This is a genomic window from Nostoc sp. C052, assembly GCF_013393905.1.
Classification (GTDB): Bacteria; Cyanobacteriota; Cyanobacteriia; order Cyanobacteriales; family Nostocaceae; genus Nostoc.
This window is the reverse complement of record NZ_CP040272.1, coordinates 1,444,704-1,464,763: the sequence shown is the minus strand read 5'-3', so window position 1 is coordinate 1,464,763 and position 20,060 is coordinate 1,444,704. Positions and strand designations below refer to the sequence as shown.

Sequence of the window (20,060 nt, the reverse complement as noted above, 5' to 3'; positions counted from 1 at the left end):
TTTACCTTTAACTTAACCCATGATTGCTCTATCTGATTCAGTTTTTATCACTCCCGAAGAATACCTCCAACTAGAAGAAAAAAGCAATATAAAACATGAATATATTGATGGTCAAGTTTACGCAATGGCGGGAACAACTGACACTCATAACACCATTGTCGGAAACCTATTTATTTTGATTCGTAACCACTTTCGAGGGTCAGACTGTCGAGTTTATTTTGCCGATATTAAAGCCAGGATTGAAAAGCGTAACCGCTTTTATTACCCTGATATTTTCGTAACCTGCGACCCTCAAGACCGAGAAACTCCTACCTATAAACGCTTTTCTAAACTTATTATCGAAGTTCTATCCGATTCTACTGAAGCCTTTGATCGAGGTGACAAATTCAACGACTATCAAACCCTTGATAGTGTAGAGGAATACGTTTTAGTTAACACTAAACACCAACGAGTTGAAACCTTCCGCCGTAATGAACAAGGCTTATGGGTGTTACAAACCTATACACCTGATAACCAAACTTTTGAACTTCAAAGTATTAACCTAACTGCTTCCTTTACTGACCTTTACCAGGATGTAGAATTGGAAGCGATCGCCCAGAAGCCAGAATTTTAAGAATTCAGAATTCTGAATTGGTGAATACTCTACATTGTCCCGAAATTATGACAAAAAATGAGCAATTGGTTTCTTTAATGCTTCGTTTGCAGAATATGGGCTGTCGAATTTGGGCTGAAGATGATAAGTTACGAATTCGTACTAGTAAAAATGCCTTAACTTCTGAACTAAAGCAGGAAATTCAAGCCAACAAAACAGATATATTAGCATTCTTAAATTCTGTCAAAGCCACAACTGTCATAGCAGAGGAAATTCCGACTTTACCAGATGATGCCCCAAAGCCTCTTTCTTTTGCTCAACAACGCATCTGGCTGTTAGCGCAACTTCAAGGGCCATCAGCTAGTTACAATATGCCGATCGCTTTACAACTAGATGGAAACCTCAATATTGATGCTCTGCATTCTAGTTTGGTTTACCTGCTGAACCGCCATGACAGTCTCAGGATGTATTTTCCCACAGTGGCGGGACAACCTCAAATTGCGATCCAAAATTTAGACGACATCGAAGTTTTAACTATACAAGACGGGCGAAACCTTGATGAACATCCCCAATCTCCAACCATCAAGCATTTTATTGATGCTCATGCTCAAGAACCGTTTGATTTGAGTACTGGCCCTTTGTTTAAAGCAAAGCTGCTGCAACTCAAGGAGCAGAAATATGTGCTACTCATCAATATGCACCACATTATTAGTGATGGCTGGTCAATGGGGGTGTTTTTCCGTGAGTTAAGACAAGTTTATACCGCCTTTTCCCAGGGTCAAATCCCAAATCTTTCACCATTGCCAATTCAATACAGCGATTACGCAAACTGGCAACGAAATTGGTTACAAGGGGAAGTATTAGAAACCCAGATCAACTACTGGAAAAATCAACTTCAGGATGCTCCCCCATTACTTGAGTTACCTACCGATTATCCCCGTCCAGCACTGCAAAGCTACCGAGGCGATCGCGATCGCTATTCCCTATCACCTGACTTAACTCTTGCCATTACAACTTTTAGTCAACAGCAAGGCGCAAGTTTATTTATGACTTTGTTGGCGGCTTTCAGCATTCTGCTTTCTCGTTATAGTCGCCAAGAAGATTTATGTATTGGTTCTGCGATCGCTAACCGCACCCATAGCCAAACGGAAGGGTTAATCGGCTTTTTTGTCAATACCTTGATACTGCGTAACCAAATCAAGCCGGAAGAAAGCTTTATCGATTTATTGCAACAAACTCGTCAAACTTGTTTAGATGCCTACTCTCATCAAGACATTCCCTTTGAGTATCTGGTAGAACAGTTGCAACCAGAACGCAGTCTGAGCTACAACCCCTTATTCCAGGTCATGTTAGCACTGGAAAATAATGAAAGTACCGACTTAAGTTTACCAGGGTTAGAGATTGAATGGCTCCCATTAACCTATCCATTTGCTAAGTTTGACCTAACACTTCTGGTCATAGAATCTGATAACCAGTTAAATTTAACTTGGGAATATGCGACCGATCTTTTTGATAAAAGTACTATACAAAGGATGGCGGAACAGTTTGAAGTTTTGCTTAGGGGAATTGTTGATAACCCGAACCAACCTATCAAGACCTTGCCTTTGATGACAGCGCATGAACTTTTACAATTGCAATGCTGGAATCAAACTCAAACTGACTATCCCCACGATAAAACTTTAGTTGAAATATTTGAACAACAAGTTGAAAAAAATCCTCATAATATCGTTTTAGTCTTTGAATCTCAACAGTTAACTTATCAGCAACTCAATCAAAAAGCCAACCAACTGGCTCATTATTTAATTCAAAATCACCAAATTCAGCCAGATACTTTAATCGGTATCTGCGTTGAACGGTCTTTAGAAATGATTATTGGTGTACTCGGTGTCCTGAAAGCAGGTGCGGCTTATGTGCCGATTGATCCTAATTATCCTAAAGAACGAATTGAGTTCATGCTACAAGACTGTAGGACATCGGTGTTACTGACTCAAAGTTTTTTAGTAGATCAATTACCCTTAGTTAACCTCGAAAACCCCTCTCAGGTAATTTGTTTAGATCGGGAAACTTTCGCCGAAGAATTAACAGATAATCCCGATCCTCGAAGTGCGCCTAATGATTTGGCTTATGTGATTTATACTTCTGGTTCAACGGGACGACCCAAAGGGGTGATGATTGAACATGGGGGACTGGTGAATTTGATTGTGGCGATCGCCACCATTTTGCAAATTCAACCTCAAAGCCGATTGCTTCAGTTTTCTTCTTTCAGCTTCGATGCTTCAATTTGGGAAATTGCTACTGCGATTACCACAGGTGCTTGTTTGTATTTAGCAAAGAAAGAAACCTTATTACCAAGTCAAGCTTTGGTTAACTTCTTAGCAAATCATAAAATTTCCCATATCACCTTACCCCCTTCAGTCTTATCCCTATTACCTCAAGCTGCTTTACCCAATTGCCAAACTATAGTTGTTGCTGGTGAAACTTGCCCAACAGAATTAGTTACCCAATGGGCAACTGGACGAAGTTTTTTCAATGGCTACGGCCCTACAGAATCTACAGTTTGTGCTGCGATCGCACTCTGTCATCCTAATGGGAAAAAACTGCCCATTGGCCAACCATTATCTAATATCCGCATCTACATTTTAGATGCCCACAATCAACCCTTAGCGCCTGGTATACCTGGAGAATTGTGCATCGCTGGTGTGGGTTTGGCACGAGGTTATCTTAACCGTCCTGATTTAACCGCCGAGAAATTTATCAAAATTGATTTATTCGGTAAAACTGAGCGAATTTACAAAACTGGCGACTTAGCAAGATGGGGGTTTAATGGAAATCTTGAGTATCTAGGCCGCATTGACGAGCAGATTAAATTACGGGGTTTTAGAATTGAACTTGGTGAAATTGAATCGATTTTGTTGCAACATCCATCAGTTAAAGAAGCAATTATCACCTTATATAAAACTGAGAGTAACCAGAGTTTAATTGCCTACATAACGGGAATCACCAATGATTTTTCTACCCAATTGAAGAATCAACTGAAATCCCGTCTGCCCGATTATATGATCCCTGCTCAGATCATCGTACTGGATGAGTTACCTTTAACTCCCAATGGAAAAATTGACCGTAGAGCTTTACCTGTTCCAAATGCTGTAATTGAATGTTTATATGAAGCCCCGCGTAATGAAGTTGAACAACAACTAATGCGAGTATGGTCTACTGTACTCGAACGTCAGAATATTGGAATTCATGATAATTTTTTTGACTTAGGCGGTCATTCTTTATTAGCAATTAAACTACTCAACAATATTCAACAGGTATTTAGTCAACAACTTTCTTTAAGTAGTTTATTTCAAAATCCTACTATTGCTCAATTATCAGAAAAACTTTGTAATACTGAGGTTCAACAGTTAAATTCCGATTTACTTTTATTTCAACCTCAGGGAAAAGCAACTCCTATATTTCTTCTACCTGGCGCAAACGGACACGGTTTTTATTTTCGAGATTTGGCAATCAATTTAGGAATTGAACGTCCAGTGTATGCACTCGAAACTCCAGGACGAGATGGACTTAGCCCACTTCCTGAATCAGTAGTAGCCCATACGAGTCAACTGATTGATATATTACGTCAACAGCAAACCAAAAGTCCATACATATTAGTAGGATACTCTTCAGGTTGTGCTGTTGCTTTTGAAATGGCTTCTCAACTGGAACAGCAAGGTGAAACGGTGAGTTTACTAGCTATCTTGGATGCTGGACTAGTTTCTCAACCTAAGTATTTAACTAATAGAACAGATATTGATTGGATTTGGCAATCGATTCAACGTATTCAAGCCTTAAAGGGAGTCTCTTTAGGTTTGAAATATTCAGATTTAGCCGATCAAAGCAATGACCAAGCCAGGTGGGATCTGGCCGCAGAATATTTGTACCAATATAATATCCTCCCGGAACACTCAACTATATCTTTGCTCAAAAACAATCTGAAAGTAATGAAAGTGCTAACGCTAAATTACGCAAATTATCAGCCAAATTATTCAATTTCCGCCCCTATTGTTTTATTCCGCGCTCAAGAAGTTCAGGAGATTGTTTTGCAAGAACTCCAAGGTTTTTCTGATTACAATTTACCCGATTGGGGATGGCAAACCTATACTAAAAAGCCTGTAAAGGTAATTTTTGTACCGGGAAACCACGGTCTTATGCTTTATGAACCTAATGTCAAACTATTAGCCACACAACTACAAGCTTTAATGTAAAATACAAAAGCTATTCAGTCAGCCTCAAAAGCCTCAACTTATTTTTATAAAATGCAATCTCAAACTGTTCTTAATAAAAACATAATGAATACTCCTTCAGCTTTTACTCGATTCTGGGAGGATGTCAAAGCGATCGCAGGGCCTTATTGGTATCCCACAGAGGCACGGGGTAGGGCATTTTCAGACGTGATTCGTGCATGGGCAATGCTCTTTCTGCTGATATTATTAATTATCACGCTCGTGGCTGTAACTGCCTTTAATAGCTTCGTTAGTCGTTATTTAGTCGATGCGATCGTTGAAGAAAAAGATTTTACTCAATTTATTGATACGTTATTAGTTTATGGCGCTGCCCTGATCTGTGTCACACTTTTAGTAGGAATTTCTAAATTTGTCAGAAAAAAAATTGCTCTTGATTGGTATGAATGGCTAAACAATCGTATTTTAGCAAAATATTTTGGCAATCGTGCTTATTATAAAATTAACTTTAAATCTGATATTGATAACCCAGATCAACGTCTAGCCCAAGAAATTGAACCCATTCCCAGAAATGCTCTCAGTTTTTCAGCTACTTTATTTGAAAAAGTGCTGGAAATGACGGTTTTTTTAATCATTGTCTGGTCAATTTCCCAATTGGTTGCAGTTTGTCTGGTTGCTTATACAATCGTAGGTAATATAATTGCTGTTTACTTAACCCAAGAATTGAATAAAATTACTCAAGAGGAATTGGAATATAAAGCTGACTATAATTATGCACTAACTCATGTTCGGAATCACGCTGAATCAATAGCTTTTTTTCGGGGAGAGAACCAAGAATTAAATATAATTCAACGAAGATTTAGTAATCTTCTAAAAAGTGCTAAACGCAAAATTGATTGGGAGAGAAATAAGGATATTTTTAACCGAGGATATCAGGCTGTTATCCAAATATTCCCATTTATAGCACTCGGCCCTTTACATATTAGAGATGACATTGATTTTGGACAAGTTGGCCAAGCCAGTTTAGCTTGCAATCTGTTTGCTAATGCTTTGGCCGAAATAATCAATGAACTTGGAACTTCTGGACGATTTTCGACTTACGTTGAGCGTTTGAGTGAGTTTTCAAATTCGTTAGAATTTGTTACCAAAGAAGCAGAGAATGTAAGTACTATTAAAACCATAGAAGACAACCATCTTACCTTTGAGAATCTCACTTTACAAACGCCTAACTATGAGCAGATAATTGTTGAAGATTTGTCACTTTCTGTCCAAGTAGGAGAAGGTTTATTGATTGTTGGCCCCAGTGGTCGAGGTAAAAGTTCTCTGTTGAGAGCGATCGCAGGTTTATGGAATGCTGGGACTGGTCGTCTGGTGCGACCTCCCTTAGAAGAAGTATTGTTTTTGCCCCAACGCCCTTATATAATTTTGGGAACTTTACGCGAACAGTTACTCTATCCAAATACAACTCGTCAAATTAGTGATGCAGAACTCAAAGGAGTTTTGCAACAAGTCAATCTACAAAACTTGTTGAGTCGAATAGATGGCTTTGATACTGAAGTTCCTTGGGAGAACATATTATCACTGGGAGAACAGCAACGCCTTGCATTTGCACGATTGCTAGTTACTCATCCGAGATTCACTATATTAGATGAAGCAACGAGTGCTTTAGATTTAATCAATGAAAGAAATTTATATCAACAATTACAAGAGACGAAAACAACATTTATCAGTGTTGGACATAGAGAAAGCTTATTTAATTATCATCAATGGGTTTTGGAACTATCACAAGATTCCAGTTGGCAACTTTTAACCGTACAGGATTATCGACAGCAAAAAGCAAGAGAAATTGTTATTAATAATTCTCCTGAAAATCCTGAAACCACAATAGATATTTTACCCAATAATGAATATAAAACTCAACCAAAAGTATCGCCAGAGATAGACACAATCGTAGGTCTTTCTCATAAGGAAATGCAGACATTAACAGATTTTAGTATTAACACTATCAGAAGCAAGGCTAGCCTTGAAAAGTCCATTACTAGCAATGATGGCTTTACCTACCGCTACGACAAAGACCCGGAGGTATTGAAATGGATAAGGGTTTAAAGGGTGGATAAGCGATTGTTGATCGCTCAATACACTTGGGTTAAGAAAATTTAATCAAAAGTTTCAGGATTTGAGGTGATTACAATGGACGAAATTGTGAAAAAACTGGCTAGTTTAGGTCTTCCTGGCGTAATTCTGGTAGTTCTAACAGCCGCATCAGGGGGTAGTTCCGCCGCCGTTGCTGCTACTCTCACAATGTTAGGAGGGCCCTTTGGCATTTTAGGAAGTATAGCCTTACTTGGTCTAATAACTGTTGTGGGGGATACGATCGCGGGATATGGAATTGAAGCTATTCTTCAGGCCATCTATGCAGAACGTAGGAAAACCGAATCTGTGAAACTTCTCCTCAAAGAAATCAAAGATTTACCCATTACAGAGGATCTAAAACTCAAACTGAAAAGTCAACTTTGCCCTGAAAGCATTACTTATTATGAAGAGGCTAAGACTCTCAAAACAATTGAAATAGTAGCGGTGATTATTCAATTTCAATGGTATTAACTACTTGTGACTGTATAAGATTATTAACTTCAAAAAGCAACTGCTACTCATTCATCTAGAAATGTGTTTGCTCACACTTTTGCAAATCAGAATTATGCTAACTAAACAACAAAGACAACTAATTACTTATGAAGCTATTTCAATTTACGAACGAACCTATCAATTACCCGTTCTGAAAACTAAGTCCGTAAAAAAAATTCAACAAAATATTAGAGAACGCCAAAAATTAATTAAGGAAGGTGTTAGATATCATCATCAGCTTGGGGGCATAATTAAACGAAAAGAAAAAATTAGCCAGGGAGAAGTTTTTGAGGAAATCCAATTATTTATTAAAGACTACAGTCATATTATTGATTTTCTAGAAAGTTATAAGGATAGTTATGATAATTTTTTATTAAGCCTTGCAGACGAATTAAAAAAATTATTCAAAGAAAAATATTTAGAAATAAAAAGTTTAGAAGATGAAAGAATAGAATTAGAGCTAAAAAATCACAAAAATCCCAAAATACTTGATGAGCTAAAATGGGAAAAACAAGAAAACTTTAAAGCAGTTTTATTGTTGAGCAATGCTTATTTCTTAATGTTAGAGAAAATAAATTTGATTGGTGAAGGACTTAAGAAGCTTGCAGAAGATACCAAAAATCAAAAAAAAATCGTTCAGCAAATAGTTAAAGATTTAGAAGTTTATCAAGAGATTTATGAATATCAAAGAAAAGCCTATAAGATTCGTCAAGAAATAGCAAAAATTGCCCACACCGCAATCAATTTTGAAAATTCTTTACAAGATTACTTTAGTCCCTTTCAATCTTTAATAGATGAAGTTGTAAAAGTAGATGAATATTTTTATGCAACTGTCGCAGATATTAAAAATCTAGGGGATAATGTTTTAAAATATCAGTCCAATTTATTTAATCTTGAAGATAACGAGGCAATTTCTGAAACTTTTCTCGATTTTATGGTGACAAGCTATGAGAAAAAAGCCAGATTAAAGGATGCTTTTATTCAATCTCAATTATTAGATTGGCAAATCCATAATTTTGATTTGAGCAGAAATGGCGTATTTTTAGATAAGAGTATTGATTTAATATCTAACTATATATCCAAGGAACTCACCGATCAAAGAAAAGTGCTAGGCATAGCAGGAGTAAATTTTGTCTCTACAACACCTATATCTGCTGTTGAAGAAACAGAATTGATGGGATTGAGTAATCACAATGTTATTTTAGCAAAAGAATTTATTGACAATCAAAATATTGATTATACCCAATTGCAGGATCTCCTCGCACAGCATAAATGGAAAGAAGCTGATATTGAAACCACTAAATTAATGCTAAAAGTCATGAATAAGAATTATTGGGATGAAGTTTATAAGGAAGATATTGAGAACTTTTCTTGTCAAGATATCCATACCATCGATCGACTTTGGGAAGAATACAGTTATGGTTATTTTGGCTTCAGTATTCAGCAAACTATTTGGAGCGAAATGGGTGGCCAAGTAGATTATGAAACAGAAAAGAGACTTGGCGATCGCCTTGGTTGGCGAAAAGAGGGAAACTGGTTAGATTATGAGCAACTAACTTTTAAATTGTCTCCGATGACACCAATGGGGCACTTACCAGCCAAATGGTTACACTATGACCAAGATAGCTTGGAATTATCCTCAAAATCATCATCTACAGAACACCTTTCAATGGGAGCTTGGCGGGTAAAATCTTGGTTGATTTGGCAAATGCACTTATTCTTTTCTCGTACAAAAACTTGTAACGAAACTTTCCGATAATTTATAGCAAAAATTAGAGAGAAAGCTAACTTTGAGGATAAATATGGATAATAGTAAGCATTCTGATATAGAAATAGAAATTTTGCTTTTGGGAAAATGGCGTTTTGATACGTCTTCGGAAAAAATCACTGTTGAATTTAGAGATGATATGACTTATGAACAAACCAGAGTTCAAATACTTCTTTTCTCTAAACCAAAAGAACTCATAACAGGTAATAAATTTACTGGGGTATGGTATGTAAGTCAAAAAAAATTGCATTTAAATGTTAGAACAATGCCAAGATCGTTTTTTAATTTCAAGATACCATTAGCTTTTAAGATTTCTCTTGCAGATATCGCAGCTACTTTAGCTTCTGTATTTATACCAGAAAATTATGACGTTATTAGAATTAATAATTCTAAATTTTTTATAAAGGATAAAGAGCAATCAATTATTGGCACAAAATTAAATAATACTAGAAAACCGATTTAGTTATCGGTGAAGAAGAATTCAGAATGAAGATGCGACTCGAAAATACTCGCTCTAAGCGTACTCCTACGGAGAAGCAAGCTACACGCAGCGTCTCGTAGAGAAGCCATGCCGTTGGCGGAGCCTCTCGTAGAGAAGGCTTTACGCTGCGCTATCCACCAGTCGCACAAAATTCATTGTGTTAGCGGATAGCTAAGGTTTAACCCATTCTGGCTCCTGACTCCTGAATTATGTTTCGGTAAAATATTACGATTTCGCCGCAGGGTAACAAAGCGCGATGGTGATTAATGCCGCTGCTGCAACGGCTGTTGCTGTCCGAATGTGGTTCCAGATTGTCCAGTTGCTAAGATAGCTAGACCATAGGCTTGCACCTATGGCAGTGTCAGGCTCGACTTTCGCCAGCGCTTCGTTGAGTGGCACATTGAAAACGATTGTCACCCCAAAAGTACCAATGAGGTACAGCAAGCTGCCAAGCAGCAAGTAGACGGCATCAGGTTGATGCCACTTTAATAGCGAGGAGATAGCCAGAAAGATGCAGGCCGCAGCTGTTCCCAAGAACACTACCATGAACAATGGATTGATTACTGTGATATTGATAGATTGCATGGCAGCAATGCCTTGTGCTGGCTGAAGTCTGCCAAGGCCACTCATCACAAAGGACGAGAAGGCGAAGAATACTCCAGCTATTAAGCCACATCCCAGTGCTGAGAAAAGCTTCAACACGAAATAATGTTGTTGAGTAATCAGATTTTGCAGCATTGCCTTATCCTCCAACCATTTGGGTAATTTGAAGATGAGCCGATGCGATCATCGACCCGGAAAACAATATCTATTGTTGCTACCAGAAGAGCAAATGCTCTCTTGGTTAGCAGCCCTCGAATTATTGGGGCTAAGTCAGCGCGAAGCGGAAGTTTTATCTTCTATTATTCAAGGTAAAGATAATAAGGAGGTTTTACGTCTCGATCGACCCAGCAGATCGCTGATAAACGAATCAAAATCGCTGTACTGATCTCACCCATTATATTTAATTGGGACAGACCACTAGTAGTCTGCCAACCCAAAAATGCTAAGTGAGGACTGGGGAAAGGGGAAAGGGAAAGAGATTTAAACCCCTTCCCCCTTCCCCCTTACCCTTTACCCCGCCAAGTTCACTTGGCGAACTACTAGCTAATGCGGGTGCGCTAACTCTCCCAATTAACCAACTTCCTATCTATAATCGCAATCTTCCACTGGGGATATTTTGCTCTTTTATTCCTTCTATTTATCAGAAAGTTGGTGTTAAAACCCCGCGAGGGAATAATTAGGAAATCTAAGAAGTGATTTTTAGAAAGCTTCTGCACTTCAGGTCAGAGAAATGTCACAATGATTCCAGCATTTACCAATCACCCGCATCACTTATGGCAATACTTCAACTGATTGAACCTGAAGTTAAAGATTTGGGTGGGTTTGTTGCCCGCCGCAGCTTGCCATATCCTCATCGTCAAATGGTTGGGCCGTTTATCTTCTTCGATCATGTTGGCCCGTCTGTTTTGCCACCCCACAAAGGTATCGATGTCCGACCACATCCTCATATCAATCTCGCCACCGTAACTTACTTATTTGAGGGTGCTTTGATACACCGCGATAGTTTAGGTACTGTGCAGGAAATTCAACAGGGTGCTGTTAACTGGATGACATCGGGAAAGGGGATTGTACATTCAGAGCGATCGCCCGATATTGATCGTCAAAAAGAAGCTACCATTCATGGCATTCAAACCTGGGTTGCCTTGCCTGTAGAATACGAAGAAACCGATCCCAGCTTTACTCACTATCCTGCTGAAACTCTTCCGACTTGGGAAGAAAATGGCGCCCTCATCAAACTCATTGCAGGAGTTGCACACTCCTACACCTCACCTGTCAAAGTTTTCTCACCTATTCTCTATTTAGATGTGGTGCTGTCTGCCAATGCTCACTTTACTATCCCCATAGGTTATTCAGAGAGGGCAGTATACAGCGTCACAGAAGGTTTGAGCATTAATGAGCAACCGCTAGAGCCATATCGCCTTGCTATCCTAAAGCCAGACGATGAAATAAAAGTTTCTGCTACTGCTGCGGCTAGATGTATTGTTATTGGTGGTGAACCATTGGGTACACGCTACAAATGGTGGAATTTTGTTTCTAGCCGACCAGAGCGAATAGAGCAAGCAAAAGCCGATTGGCGCAACAACCACTTTGCTACTGTGTCAGATGAAACAGAGTTTATTCCACTCCCAGAAGTGACGATCGAGGCTAATGCCTTTTAATCAGCGCGATCGCATCTGAAGAAATTCCAGCCACCAATCTAAGTACAGATTTGGTGGTGGGAAAAATGGAGGTTCAGATGAATAAAAATAACGCAATTAAAAAGACGCTGAGGATAATAGCAAACCCAATAGCATATTCGACTCTGCGACTAAAAAATCCGACAGCCGCAATTAGAGCGATCGCAAGCCCAATAATGCCAATGTATTGCTCTTTTTGTAAACCTTCTGCAATTAGCGGATCTTTACCTGGTGCGGGAGTTTCTTGAACTGCTTTTGGCGCGAGTTCTGAAGTTGGTAGTTCTTGGATGAATAAATTCATAAAGTTACTCCTGAAAATACTTGGTGAACTGAAAATTTTTATGCTCGCCAAAGGTAGAGAAGCGAGAATAGGAAGACCCAAACTACATCAACAAAGTGCCAAAATAGAGTCGTCGCACTTGCACCGAAGTGAGTCTTATGATAATTGCCGGGAATGAATGAGCGAATCAGCATAATTATCTGAAGCACAACACCAGCCAAAACGTGTAAACCGTGGAAACCTGTCAGCAAATAGAATGTGGAACCAACTAATCCTGTAGTGAGCTTAAAATCGAGATTTTTCCACTCAATTAATAGACCAATTAGAAAGTAGATTCCCATTGCGATCGTTATTAGCCATAGCCTGCGAAATTTCCTGAGTTGATTTCGTTTGAGAGCATTTTCTGCTGGTTGAATAACAAAGCTACTAGAAAGCAATACTACTGTATTAATAATCACGAGCTTAGACAATTCTGGCCCAGAAACACCGGGTGGTAGCCAGTTACTAGTATTCAGTCGCAGAGCAACATAAGTAAAGATAAAACTCAAAAAAATGATACTTTCTGACAAGAGAAACACAGAAAACCCAAACATTCCTTTGCCATGATGATCTTCATGACTCCCGCCACCACTCGGCAAAAAGCGCTGTAACCAATTCGGTAAGCGTCGCCGCCATCGGTCGAAACGGATCGGACTTTCATCTAAATGGATGGTGCGATGTTGCATAATTCGTAATTAATAAATTCAGGTTCCATCTGATTTTTCGGACATAGCGAATTATCTTTAAAAAACCTCTGCGTACCTACCCTGCGGGAAGGCGTACCACTTCGTGGAAGCAAGCTACGCGTAGCGTCTCGTAGAGAAGCGCCTATGCGCTAACCTCCGCGTCCCTTTGCGTTAAAAAAAAGCTCAAATTTAGCGCAGCTTTATCAAGAAACGAAATCACTCATCATCATCAGAATTTTCCACGAATGAATATTTTGGATCGCCATAATCGTAAGGAGGTCTTTTAACAATAGGAATCTCTTCAAAGTTATCTCGCGGAGGTGGTGAAGAAGTTGTCCATTCCAATCCTGTAGCGTGCCAGGGATTATCAACTGCCTTCGCTCCATATAGCCAGGAACCGACGATGTTAGCAATAAAGGGCAGCGTAGATGCTCCCAGCAAGAATGATCCCAGGCTAGCAATGACATTCCATCCTTGATACTGAGGATCGTAGGAAGAAATTCGCCGCAGCATCCCCTGCAAACCTAACGGGTGCATGGAGAAAAAGGTGATATTGGCAGGAATAAAGGTCAACCAGAAATGCAGTTTACCCCAACCCTCGGCGTACATCCTGCCAGTTATTTTGGGAAACCAGAAGTAAATTCCGGCAAAAATTGCCATCGTGATGGTATTAAAAACTATGTAGTGGAAGTGGCCGACGACAAAATAAGTATTATTAACATGGATATCAAATGGCGTGGCGGCAAGCATTACACCAGTGACACCGCCAAAAATAAACATCGCTGCACCTCCCATCGCAAATAACATTGGTGTCTCTAGGTGCAATTTGCTCCTCCAGATTGTGGCAGTCCAAGCGAATGCCTTCACACCTGTGGGTATGGCAACTAACATTGAAGTGGCCATGAAGGTCATCCGCATCCAGCCGGGGGTTGCACTAGTGAACATGTGATGCACCCAAACGAAGATGCTAATCCCAGCGATACCTAAAGTTGCGATCGCCACTGACCGATAGCCAAACAGGGGATTGCGAGCAAAGGCTGGCAGAACTTCCGCAATAATACCGAAAGCTGGTAGCGCCATGATATACACTGCTGGATGAGAGTAGAACCAGAATAAATGTTGGTAAATGATCGGATCGCCACTTCCTTCCGGTTTAAAAAATTGTGTACCAAAGGAGAGGTCAAGCAACAGCAGTATCAATGCACCCGTCAAAGAAGGTAAGTTAATTAGCTGCAACAACTGAGCGCTAAAAACTGACCACACAAAGACCGGCATTCTAAAAAATGTCATCCCTGGCGATCGCATCCAAAAGATAGTAGTAACAAAGTTGACAGCCCCCATAATTGAAGAAATGCCAATTAAGACTAGGCTAACTATCCAAATAAATTGACCGTTAATCAACTGACCGGCTGGAACTTGCAGACTAACTGGCGGATAAGACCACCAGCCAGCTTGTGCAGTCCCGTTTGGTAGTAAGAAGCTAGACAGTAGGAGAAGACCGGCTGGTGGTAAAATCCAAAAAGAGATGGCGTTGAGCAGGGGAAAAGCCATATCCCGCGCTCCAATCATCAGGGGTACTAAGTAGTTAGAAAGACCTGCATTGAAGGGAATAATCCACAGGAAAATCATGATTGTCCCGTGCATGGTGAACAAACCATTGTAGAGGGGGCGGTCAACTAAGTTTGCTTCTGGGGTAAGCAACTCAGCCCGGATAATCATCGCCAACAGCCCGCCGAGAAGAAAGAAAATGAAGGTCATCACCATGTACTGAACACCGATTACCTTATGATCGGTGCTGAAGCTGAAATATTCCCGCCAGTTATTCTCAGGTTCTCTATTGTTGGCGATCGCTTCACTCAAATCATGTGTCATTATCTATCTTCCTTTGATTCGCTACAGCAGGTTGAGCAGGTGCGACGGTGTACCAGCCGCTTTTAAATAATGTCTTTGGTGGTTGGATATTTTCGGCAACTGCCTGATTTTTAGTGTTTGTAGTTTCGCTAGAGACTGTTTGCGCGAGCCACTGATTATACTTATCAAGGGATTCAACGTATACATCTGCCTCCATCAAGGCAAAATAAGTACCACTGAATTGAGAATCTTTCAGTCGATATTTACCTGAGCGAATGGGTGTAATCACAATGTCAATGTTCCGCCCTGGAACAATATCTTGCTTTAAGCGAAACTCAGGAATGTAGAAGCCGTGGATTACTTTTTCTGCCTGCATCTTTAAGCGAGTGCTGCGATTGAGTGGCAAGTGTAATTCCTTAGTGGTAAGGTTATTGGAATAGCGAAAAGACCAATCCCATTGCCTAACAAAAACATCAATTGTTTCAGACGCAGGTTTGGGAATGTCGCTGACGTTCGCGGCGTAGGCGGGTGCAGATTCTAGGGGCGCGTGCAAATGCACTATTTGGTTTAAACCCAGAATATTTAATTGCTGATAAATATTGAAGCTTTGAAAGGCAATCCATATTACTAACAGAGTTGGAGTAGCTGTCCACAATATTTCTAACTTCCCATTACCTCTAGAAGGGTGTCCCTCGGTGTAGTCTTCTGGGGGGGCGCGATGGAAAGCGATCGCATACACCATTACACCAACCAGCCCCAGCAAGATAAATGCTCCAATTGAGACTAAAAAGCTAAATAAATCATCTACCCGTTGTGCTTCTGCTGTCGCCTGGGGAGGCATCCAAGAAAACGCTTGTTGTCCAATCCACCGACTGACAATTAGCAGTCCTGCGACATAAAACGCTATTAGTACATATTCCCAAAAACTAAACATATTAACAATTCAAAATTCAAAATTCAAAATTGAAGACAGTACTTATCGCTTGATTATTTGAGTAGTAAATTTGGGTTTTTACCTTCTTGGAGTAACTTCGCAGCAGTAACGTGAATTCCAAACTCTTCTCCTAATTGCGCCCCTAAAGTTCCGTGGACAAACAAGATGCCCAATATTGCAATACCTGCTAATAAGTAACTCCACTGCACTTGCCTGGAAGCATCCTTGCGCCAGCGATAGCGTTGCAAACCTCTCCATATTGTCATGGCTGCGATCGCTCCCAACAACAAAACGCCACCCAAACCATGCAAAAGCATCGTCCAACCAGCAGTTAACCCCCAAACGCTCTTTTGATCGATTGGTGGATTTGCTAGCAATAGCTCGAAAAAACCAGATGCAACGGTGAAAAAGGTGATAAAAGCTGCTCCTATGAGGTTATACCAGCCGACATCAAAGAAACCAGAACGCAGGGCAGGCAGACCTAAAAATTTGAAGATTGGTTTCTCTAAAGCAAAAAGCGCTCCGGCAATATCAAAAATAATGGCAATAATTAACAAGCCCAATGTTAAATGTACCAGTTGCGGATGTATGGGAATTTCATAAGGTAATCCGTTAGCATTTAGCCTCAATCTCAACTGGTCAATAAGCTGCCAGTTCATGGCGAAACTCCCTGCTTCATTGCTTGCACAACTGGCTCGATGTGTAACCCGTACACCCAAACTAGCTTGCTGCCTAGATAGACTTGCAAGCACACTAAGCAGACTAAAAACGTTGCAGCACCCAAATAAGCAGGCGGTACTTTCCGTGGACTGCTGTTGCGAATCACGAAACGCCAAGCTGTAATGCCAACGACAATAGCCGCTAGCGACCAACCCATCACTGTATGAAAATTTAATGTTGGTTGAACTGCTGGATAGATGTTAGCCAGACCTGCTTCAAACTGACCAACAATCACTGCTAAAAAGATAGCTGCTGAGGCCACAAACATATTCCAGAAACTCACCTCAAATAAACGCACGTTACGCGTGAAATAGCCCAGCACATCGCACACAAAAGAAAAAAGCACCATCGCGATTACAAAGTGGACAATGATAGGGTGTAGAGGGTCAGGGTATGGTAAATTTTGGTTATTTAGAGACAGAGCAGGCATTGCTAATTATTTTTTCCAAATGTAAAACATTCACTAGAATAACCCTAATCTCAGTTGATATATATCCAAATTGATATTTGCAAAAACTAAAAAATGGCTATTTACATTATTACTTGTCATGGTTCTATTATTTAAGTCATAATAGATTGATTAACTCAAAACTTTAATTTAATCAATAACCTAACTTGCTCTGAATATACCATAAATCTTGCTTAAGATTGATATAAACTTGAAAATTTCAATTTTACAAATCTTAAAAATAAAGACATACTTTTGTCACAGTAATGACAAATAGTTGAAGTATTTTTGAGTCAAACAATATACTCATTCAATATAATTCGGTTAAGGTTTTTTGATGAAAATTATAGATTGCAAAGACGCGATAAATCGTGGTGAAGACAAAAGACAGATTATTGTCAAGACGGCGATTCATCGTGTCTCTTGTCTTAACCGAACAGTATTTGTATACTCATTTATCTTTCTCTGGATAGATTATAAAAATACTAGAGTTTTATTAAAATACTAAAAATTTTTGGTTTTTTAATCTATAAGTCTATGATATTTTGTGAACTATAACTAGCAAAATGGACATAAAATACTGAGATGAAATCCATACCAGACAAACGGGTATTGATTACGGGTGGGAACCGAGGGATTGGGTTTGCGATCGCTCAAGGTTTACTGGCAAAAGACTATGAAATAATTATCACTTCGCGATCGCTCGATAACGCCAAACTTGCAGCCCAGAAACTTCCAGGCAAGGTAATTCCCATCGAATTGGATGTCACTGACGATCGCTCTATCAATCAAGCAGTCAAAACCCTGTACCAAAAGATCGATCGGTTAGATGTTTTGATCAATAATGCTGGCGTGTATCCAGATAAGGATATAAATATTCTGACTATTTCTCGTGAGTTGCTTGATTCCACAATCAATGCCAACACTTTTGGCCCAATTCGGATGGTACAGGCATTTTTACCCCTATTGGAAAAATCCTCCGATGCCAGAGTTGTTAACGTTTCAAGTGGATATGGAGCATTATCAGACTTATCTGCTGGTGTTCCAAGTTACTGCCTATCAAAGCTGGCATTAAATGGCGCAACAATTATGTTGGCACAAGCTTTGGACTCCAAAGGGATCGTCGTCAATTCCATTTGTCCGGGGTGGGTGAGAACAGATATGGGTGGTTCATCAGCACCCCGTTCGCCAGAAGAAGGTGCTGACACTGCAATCTGGTTAGCTACTGATGCTCCGCGCAATATAAGCGGTAAGTTTTTGCGCGATCGCAAAGTAATTTCTTTTTAGATGGTTTTTAGGTAATTGCAATAGAAAAGATTTAATTACTAATACTTCTAAGTTTTGTTTCAATCCCTAATAGGGATTTCAATACTGTTCGGTTAAGACAAGAGACGCGATTTGTCGCGTCTTTATAATGATTTCTCGGATCTTTGCACTCTACAATTTCCATCAAAAAACCTTAACCGAACCGTATTGATAGGGATTTTAGTTAATTGCAATCCTAGATGCAATGATAGGAGGATTTAAACCAGGAAAGCTCATGTTTCAATTCCTAATAGGGATTTTAGTTAATTGCAATAAACCCTATGTTCCAAAGCCAGTAGTTGATGATAGTTTCAATCCCTAATAGGGATTTTAGTTAATTGCAATAGTCAGCTTCTTTAGTAGAAATACCACCACCAGGGGTTTCAATCCCTAATAGGGATTTTAGTTAATTGCAATGTCACTAAACAGCAAGCACAACAGAAGCTAGTAACCGGTTTCAATCCCTAATAGGGATTTTAGTTAATTGCAATTTGTTACTTTAGTGGGTGCATACGTAATATCTGGTTTCAATCCCTAATAGGGATTTTAGTTAATTGCAATTTACCACTTCAGGCGGAGCCGATGAAGCCTCAAAAGCGTTTCAATCCCTAATAGGGATTTTAGTTAATTGCAATTCAAACATAACTTACCCGTAACGGTAGGGAAACTGTTTCAATCCCTAATAGGGATTTTAGTTAATTGCAATATTTTAAGTTTTTGAGTTGTTAGAGTCGTGATGGTTTCAATCCCTAATAGGGATTTTAGTTAATTGCAATGAGTCGATTCTTGAGGGGTTTCCTGAGTTTCACTAGTTTCAATCCCTAATAGGGATTTTAGTTAATTGCAATGTATCGATCCACTATCGAGTTTGGGTGAAATATCTGTTTCAATCCCTAATAGGGATTTTAGTTAATTGCAAAATGTTATCGGTAATACTATTAATTTGGATGATAATAGGTTTCAATCCCTAATAGGGATTTTAGTTAATTGCAATTAGAATCTGGAATTAATAAATTTTTTATTAAAGAGTTTCAATCCCTAATAGGGATTTTAGTTAATTGCAATGCTATACCCTGGTATAATTCCCGCCAATGTAGTGTTTCAATCCCTAATAGGGATTTTAGTTAATTGCAATGCGGGCTTCTGAAAGCCTTGTCTTATTTGGTTTTCAAGGTTCGGTTGCGCGAATGGATAAATCATAACACGAGGAGTTGTGATTTGGGTAGAGGCAAATGGCTGAAAACTAGTCTGCATAAGGTGCGCGGATGGTTTATAAATGCTAATGCTCTGAAATGCTTGCATATAGGTCAATTCAGGCATTTTTGTAGTTACCCCTTTACCAACACCTACCTATCCGCGCATTCAGCCAAAAAAAACTAATCCGATAGGAAAGCTGTTTACTATATCCTACTAGATTAGGTTAGCTCAGTTCTGGGCAATGCTTGGGATGAGCTACGCCTAAGCAATACCTACACCCCCATCAACCTTATTTGGCAACGTCTTCAAAGTCTGTTATCGCGCAAGCAAATTCTCTAAAAGCTGTTTTAATCAGAACCTCTTTTGTTCCCCTTTCCAGCGCAGAATTGCGTATGAGGTCTGTTAATTCTATGAATAGCAGAGAAAACATAAAACGATCTTGGCGGTCAACTTGTTTCAAGCAAGAGGATATAAACTGATAAAGCTCTGTTTTTCTAGGTTTGGTTTGTTCATCCCATATTTGCAACCCAAGCCGAAAAGTTCTTAAGCGGATTTCATTACTGTTGAAGGACGCGTCTTTGTAGCGGACTGATACGCGCTGGGGTATATCCATGAGTTTTAGCTATACATAT

Annotated in this window: 17 protein-coding genes and 1 CRISPR repeat array; of the genes, 9 read left to right on the top strand and 8 right to left on the bottom strand. The window is 39.5% G+C overall.

The genetic code is table 11. The features are described from left to right. Positions 1-19 precede the first annotated feature (19 nt). The 6 genes from FD723_RS06090 (at position 20) to FD723_RS06065 (ending at position 9,671) form a co-directional block, all read left to right on the top strand. Entirely contained in the window at positions 20-613 is a 594-nt protein-coding gene (locus FD723_RS06090; RefSeq protein ID WP_179064516.1) for a Uma2 family endonuclease, read from the top strand. A gap of 47 nt (positions 614-660) precedes the next feature. Then, the gene (locus FD723_RS06085; RefSeq protein ID WP_179064515.1) at positions 661-4,839 is read left to right on the top strand and encodes a non-ribosomal peptide synthetase; all 4,179 of its coding nucleotides are present in this window, start codon (positions 661-663) and stop codon (positions 4,837-4,839) included. Positions 4,840-4,890: 51 nt separating this feature from the next. After that, complete coding sequence (locus FD723_RS06080) at positions 4,891-6,921, top strand: ABC transporter ATP-binding protein/permease (protein ID WP_179064514.1); 2,031 nt, start codon at positions 4,891-4,893, stop codon at positions 6,919-6,921. 84 nt (positions 6,922-7,005) lie between these two features. Then, the gene (locus FD723_RS06075) at positions 7,006-7,419 is read left to right on the top strand and encodes a hypothetical protein (protein ID WP_179064513.1); all 414 of its coding nucleotides are present in this window, start codon (positions 7,006-7,008) and stop codon (positions 7,417-7,419) included. 94 nt (positions 7,420-7,513) lie between these two features. Next, positions 7,514-9,199 (top strand): GUN4 domain-containing protein, encoded by a 1,686-nt coding sequence (locus FD723_RS06070; RefSeq protein ID WP_179064512.1) that lies wholly within the window; start codon positions 7,514-7,516, stop codon positions 9,197-9,199. A 43-nt stretch (positions 9,200-9,242) separates the two neighbouring features. Beyond that, complete coding sequence (locus FD723_RS06065; protein ID WP_179064511.1) at positions 9,243-9,671, top strand: hypothetical protein; 429 nt, start codon at positions 9,243-9,245, stop codon at positions 9,669-9,671. A gap of 243 nt (positions 9,672-9,914) precedes the next feature. Here the strand turns inward: FD723_RS06065 and FD723_RS06060 are convergent, their stop codons facing one another. After that, positions 9,915-10,427, bottom strand: a complete 513-nt coding sequence (locus FD723_RS06060) for a DUF1772 domain-containing protein (protein ID WP_179064510.1) — start codon at positions 10,425-10,427, stop codon at positions 9,915-9,917. 34 nt (positions 10,428-10,461) lie between these two features. Between FD723_RS06060 and FD723_RS06055 the strand changes: the two genes are divergently transcribed. Both FD723_RS06055 and FD723_RS06050 read left to right on the top strand, forming a co-directional pair. Beyond that, positions 10,462-10,677 (top strand): hypothetical protein, encoded by a 216-nt coding sequence (locus tag FD723_RS06055; protein ID WP_179064509.1) that lies wholly within the window; start codon positions 10,462-10,464, stop codon positions 10,675-10,677. A 388-nt stretch (positions 10,678-11,065) separates the two neighbouring features. Further along, the gene (locus FD723_RS06050; RefSeq protein WP_179064508.1) at positions 11,066-11,950 is read left to right on the top strand and encodes a pirin family protein; all 885 of its coding nucleotides are present in this window, start codon (positions 11,066-11,068) and stop codon (positions 11,948-11,950) included. 73 nt (positions 11,951-12,023) lie between these two features. Here the strand turns inward: FD723_RS06050 and FD723_RS06045 are convergent, their stop codons facing one another. The 6 genes from FD723_RS06045 to FD723_RS06020 form a co-directional block, all read right to left on the bottom strand. Next, positions 12,024-12,269, bottom strand: a complete 246-nt coding sequence (locus FD723_RS06045; protein WP_179064507.1) for a hypothetical protein — start codon at positions 12,267-12,269, stop codon at positions 12,024-12,026. 38 nt (positions 12,270-12,307) lie between these two features. Further along, positions 12,308-12,973, bottom strand: coding sequence for a heme-copper oxidase subunit III (locus FD723_RS06040; protein WP_179064506.1), 666 nt, complete (start codon positions 12,971-12,973; stop codon positions 12,308-12,310). Positions 12,974-13,189: 216 nt separating this feature from the next. Then, positions 13,190-14,845: a cbb3-type cytochrome c oxidase subunit I gene (locus FD723_RS06035; RefSeq protein WP_179064505.1), complete on the bottom strand. Its 1,656-nt coding sequence runs from the start codon at positions 14,843-14,845 to the stop codon at positions 13,190-13,192. Then, complete coding sequence (locus FD723_RS06030) at positions 14,835-15,758, bottom strand: cytochrome c oxidase subunit II (RefSeq protein ID WP_179064504.1); 924 nt, start codon at positions 15,756-15,758, stop codon at positions 14,835-14,837. Before FD723_RS06030 ends, FD723_RS06035 begins: the two co-directional genes overlap by 11 nt. A gap of 53 nt (positions 15,759-15,811) precedes the next feature. Then, the gene (locus FD723_RS06025; protein WP_179064503.1) at positions 15,812-16,417 is read right to left on the bottom strand and encodes a DUF2231 domain-containing protein; all 606 of its coding nucleotides are present in this window, start codon (positions 16,415-16,417) and stop codon (positions 15,812-15,814) included. Continuing rightward, a complete protein-coding gene (locus tag FD723_RS06020; RefSeq protein WP_179064502.1) occupies positions 16,414-16,908 on the bottom strand; it encodes a DUF2231 domain-containing protein in 495 nt (164 codons plus the stop codon). The genes FD723_RS06025 and FD723_RS06020 overlap by 4 nt, the downstream gene beginning before the upstream one ends. 603 nt (positions 16,909-17,511) lie before the next feature. Between FD723_RS06020 and FD723_RS06015 the strand changes: the two genes are divergently transcribed. Continuing rightward, positions 17,512-18,213, top strand: coding sequence for an SDR family NAD(P)-dependent oxidoreductase (locus FD723_RS06015; RefSeq protein WP_179064501.1), 702 nt, complete (start codon positions 17,512-17,514; stop codon positions 18,211-18,213). Between the two features lie 176 nt (positions 18,214-18,389). After that, positions 18,390-19,366: direct repeats of the CRISPR family, unit length 37 nt; unit sequence GTTTCAATCCCTAATAGGGATTTTAGTTAATTGCAAT. Between the two features lie 351 nt (positions 19,367-19,717). Here FD723_RS06015 and FD723_RS06010 read toward each other — a convergent pair. Beyond that, positions 19,718-20,041, bottom strand: coding sequence for a hypothetical protein (locus FD723_RS06010; protein WP_179064500.1), 324 nt, complete (start codon positions 20,039-20,041; stop codon positions 19,718-19,720). Positions 20,042-20,060: the final 19 nt, after the last annotated feature.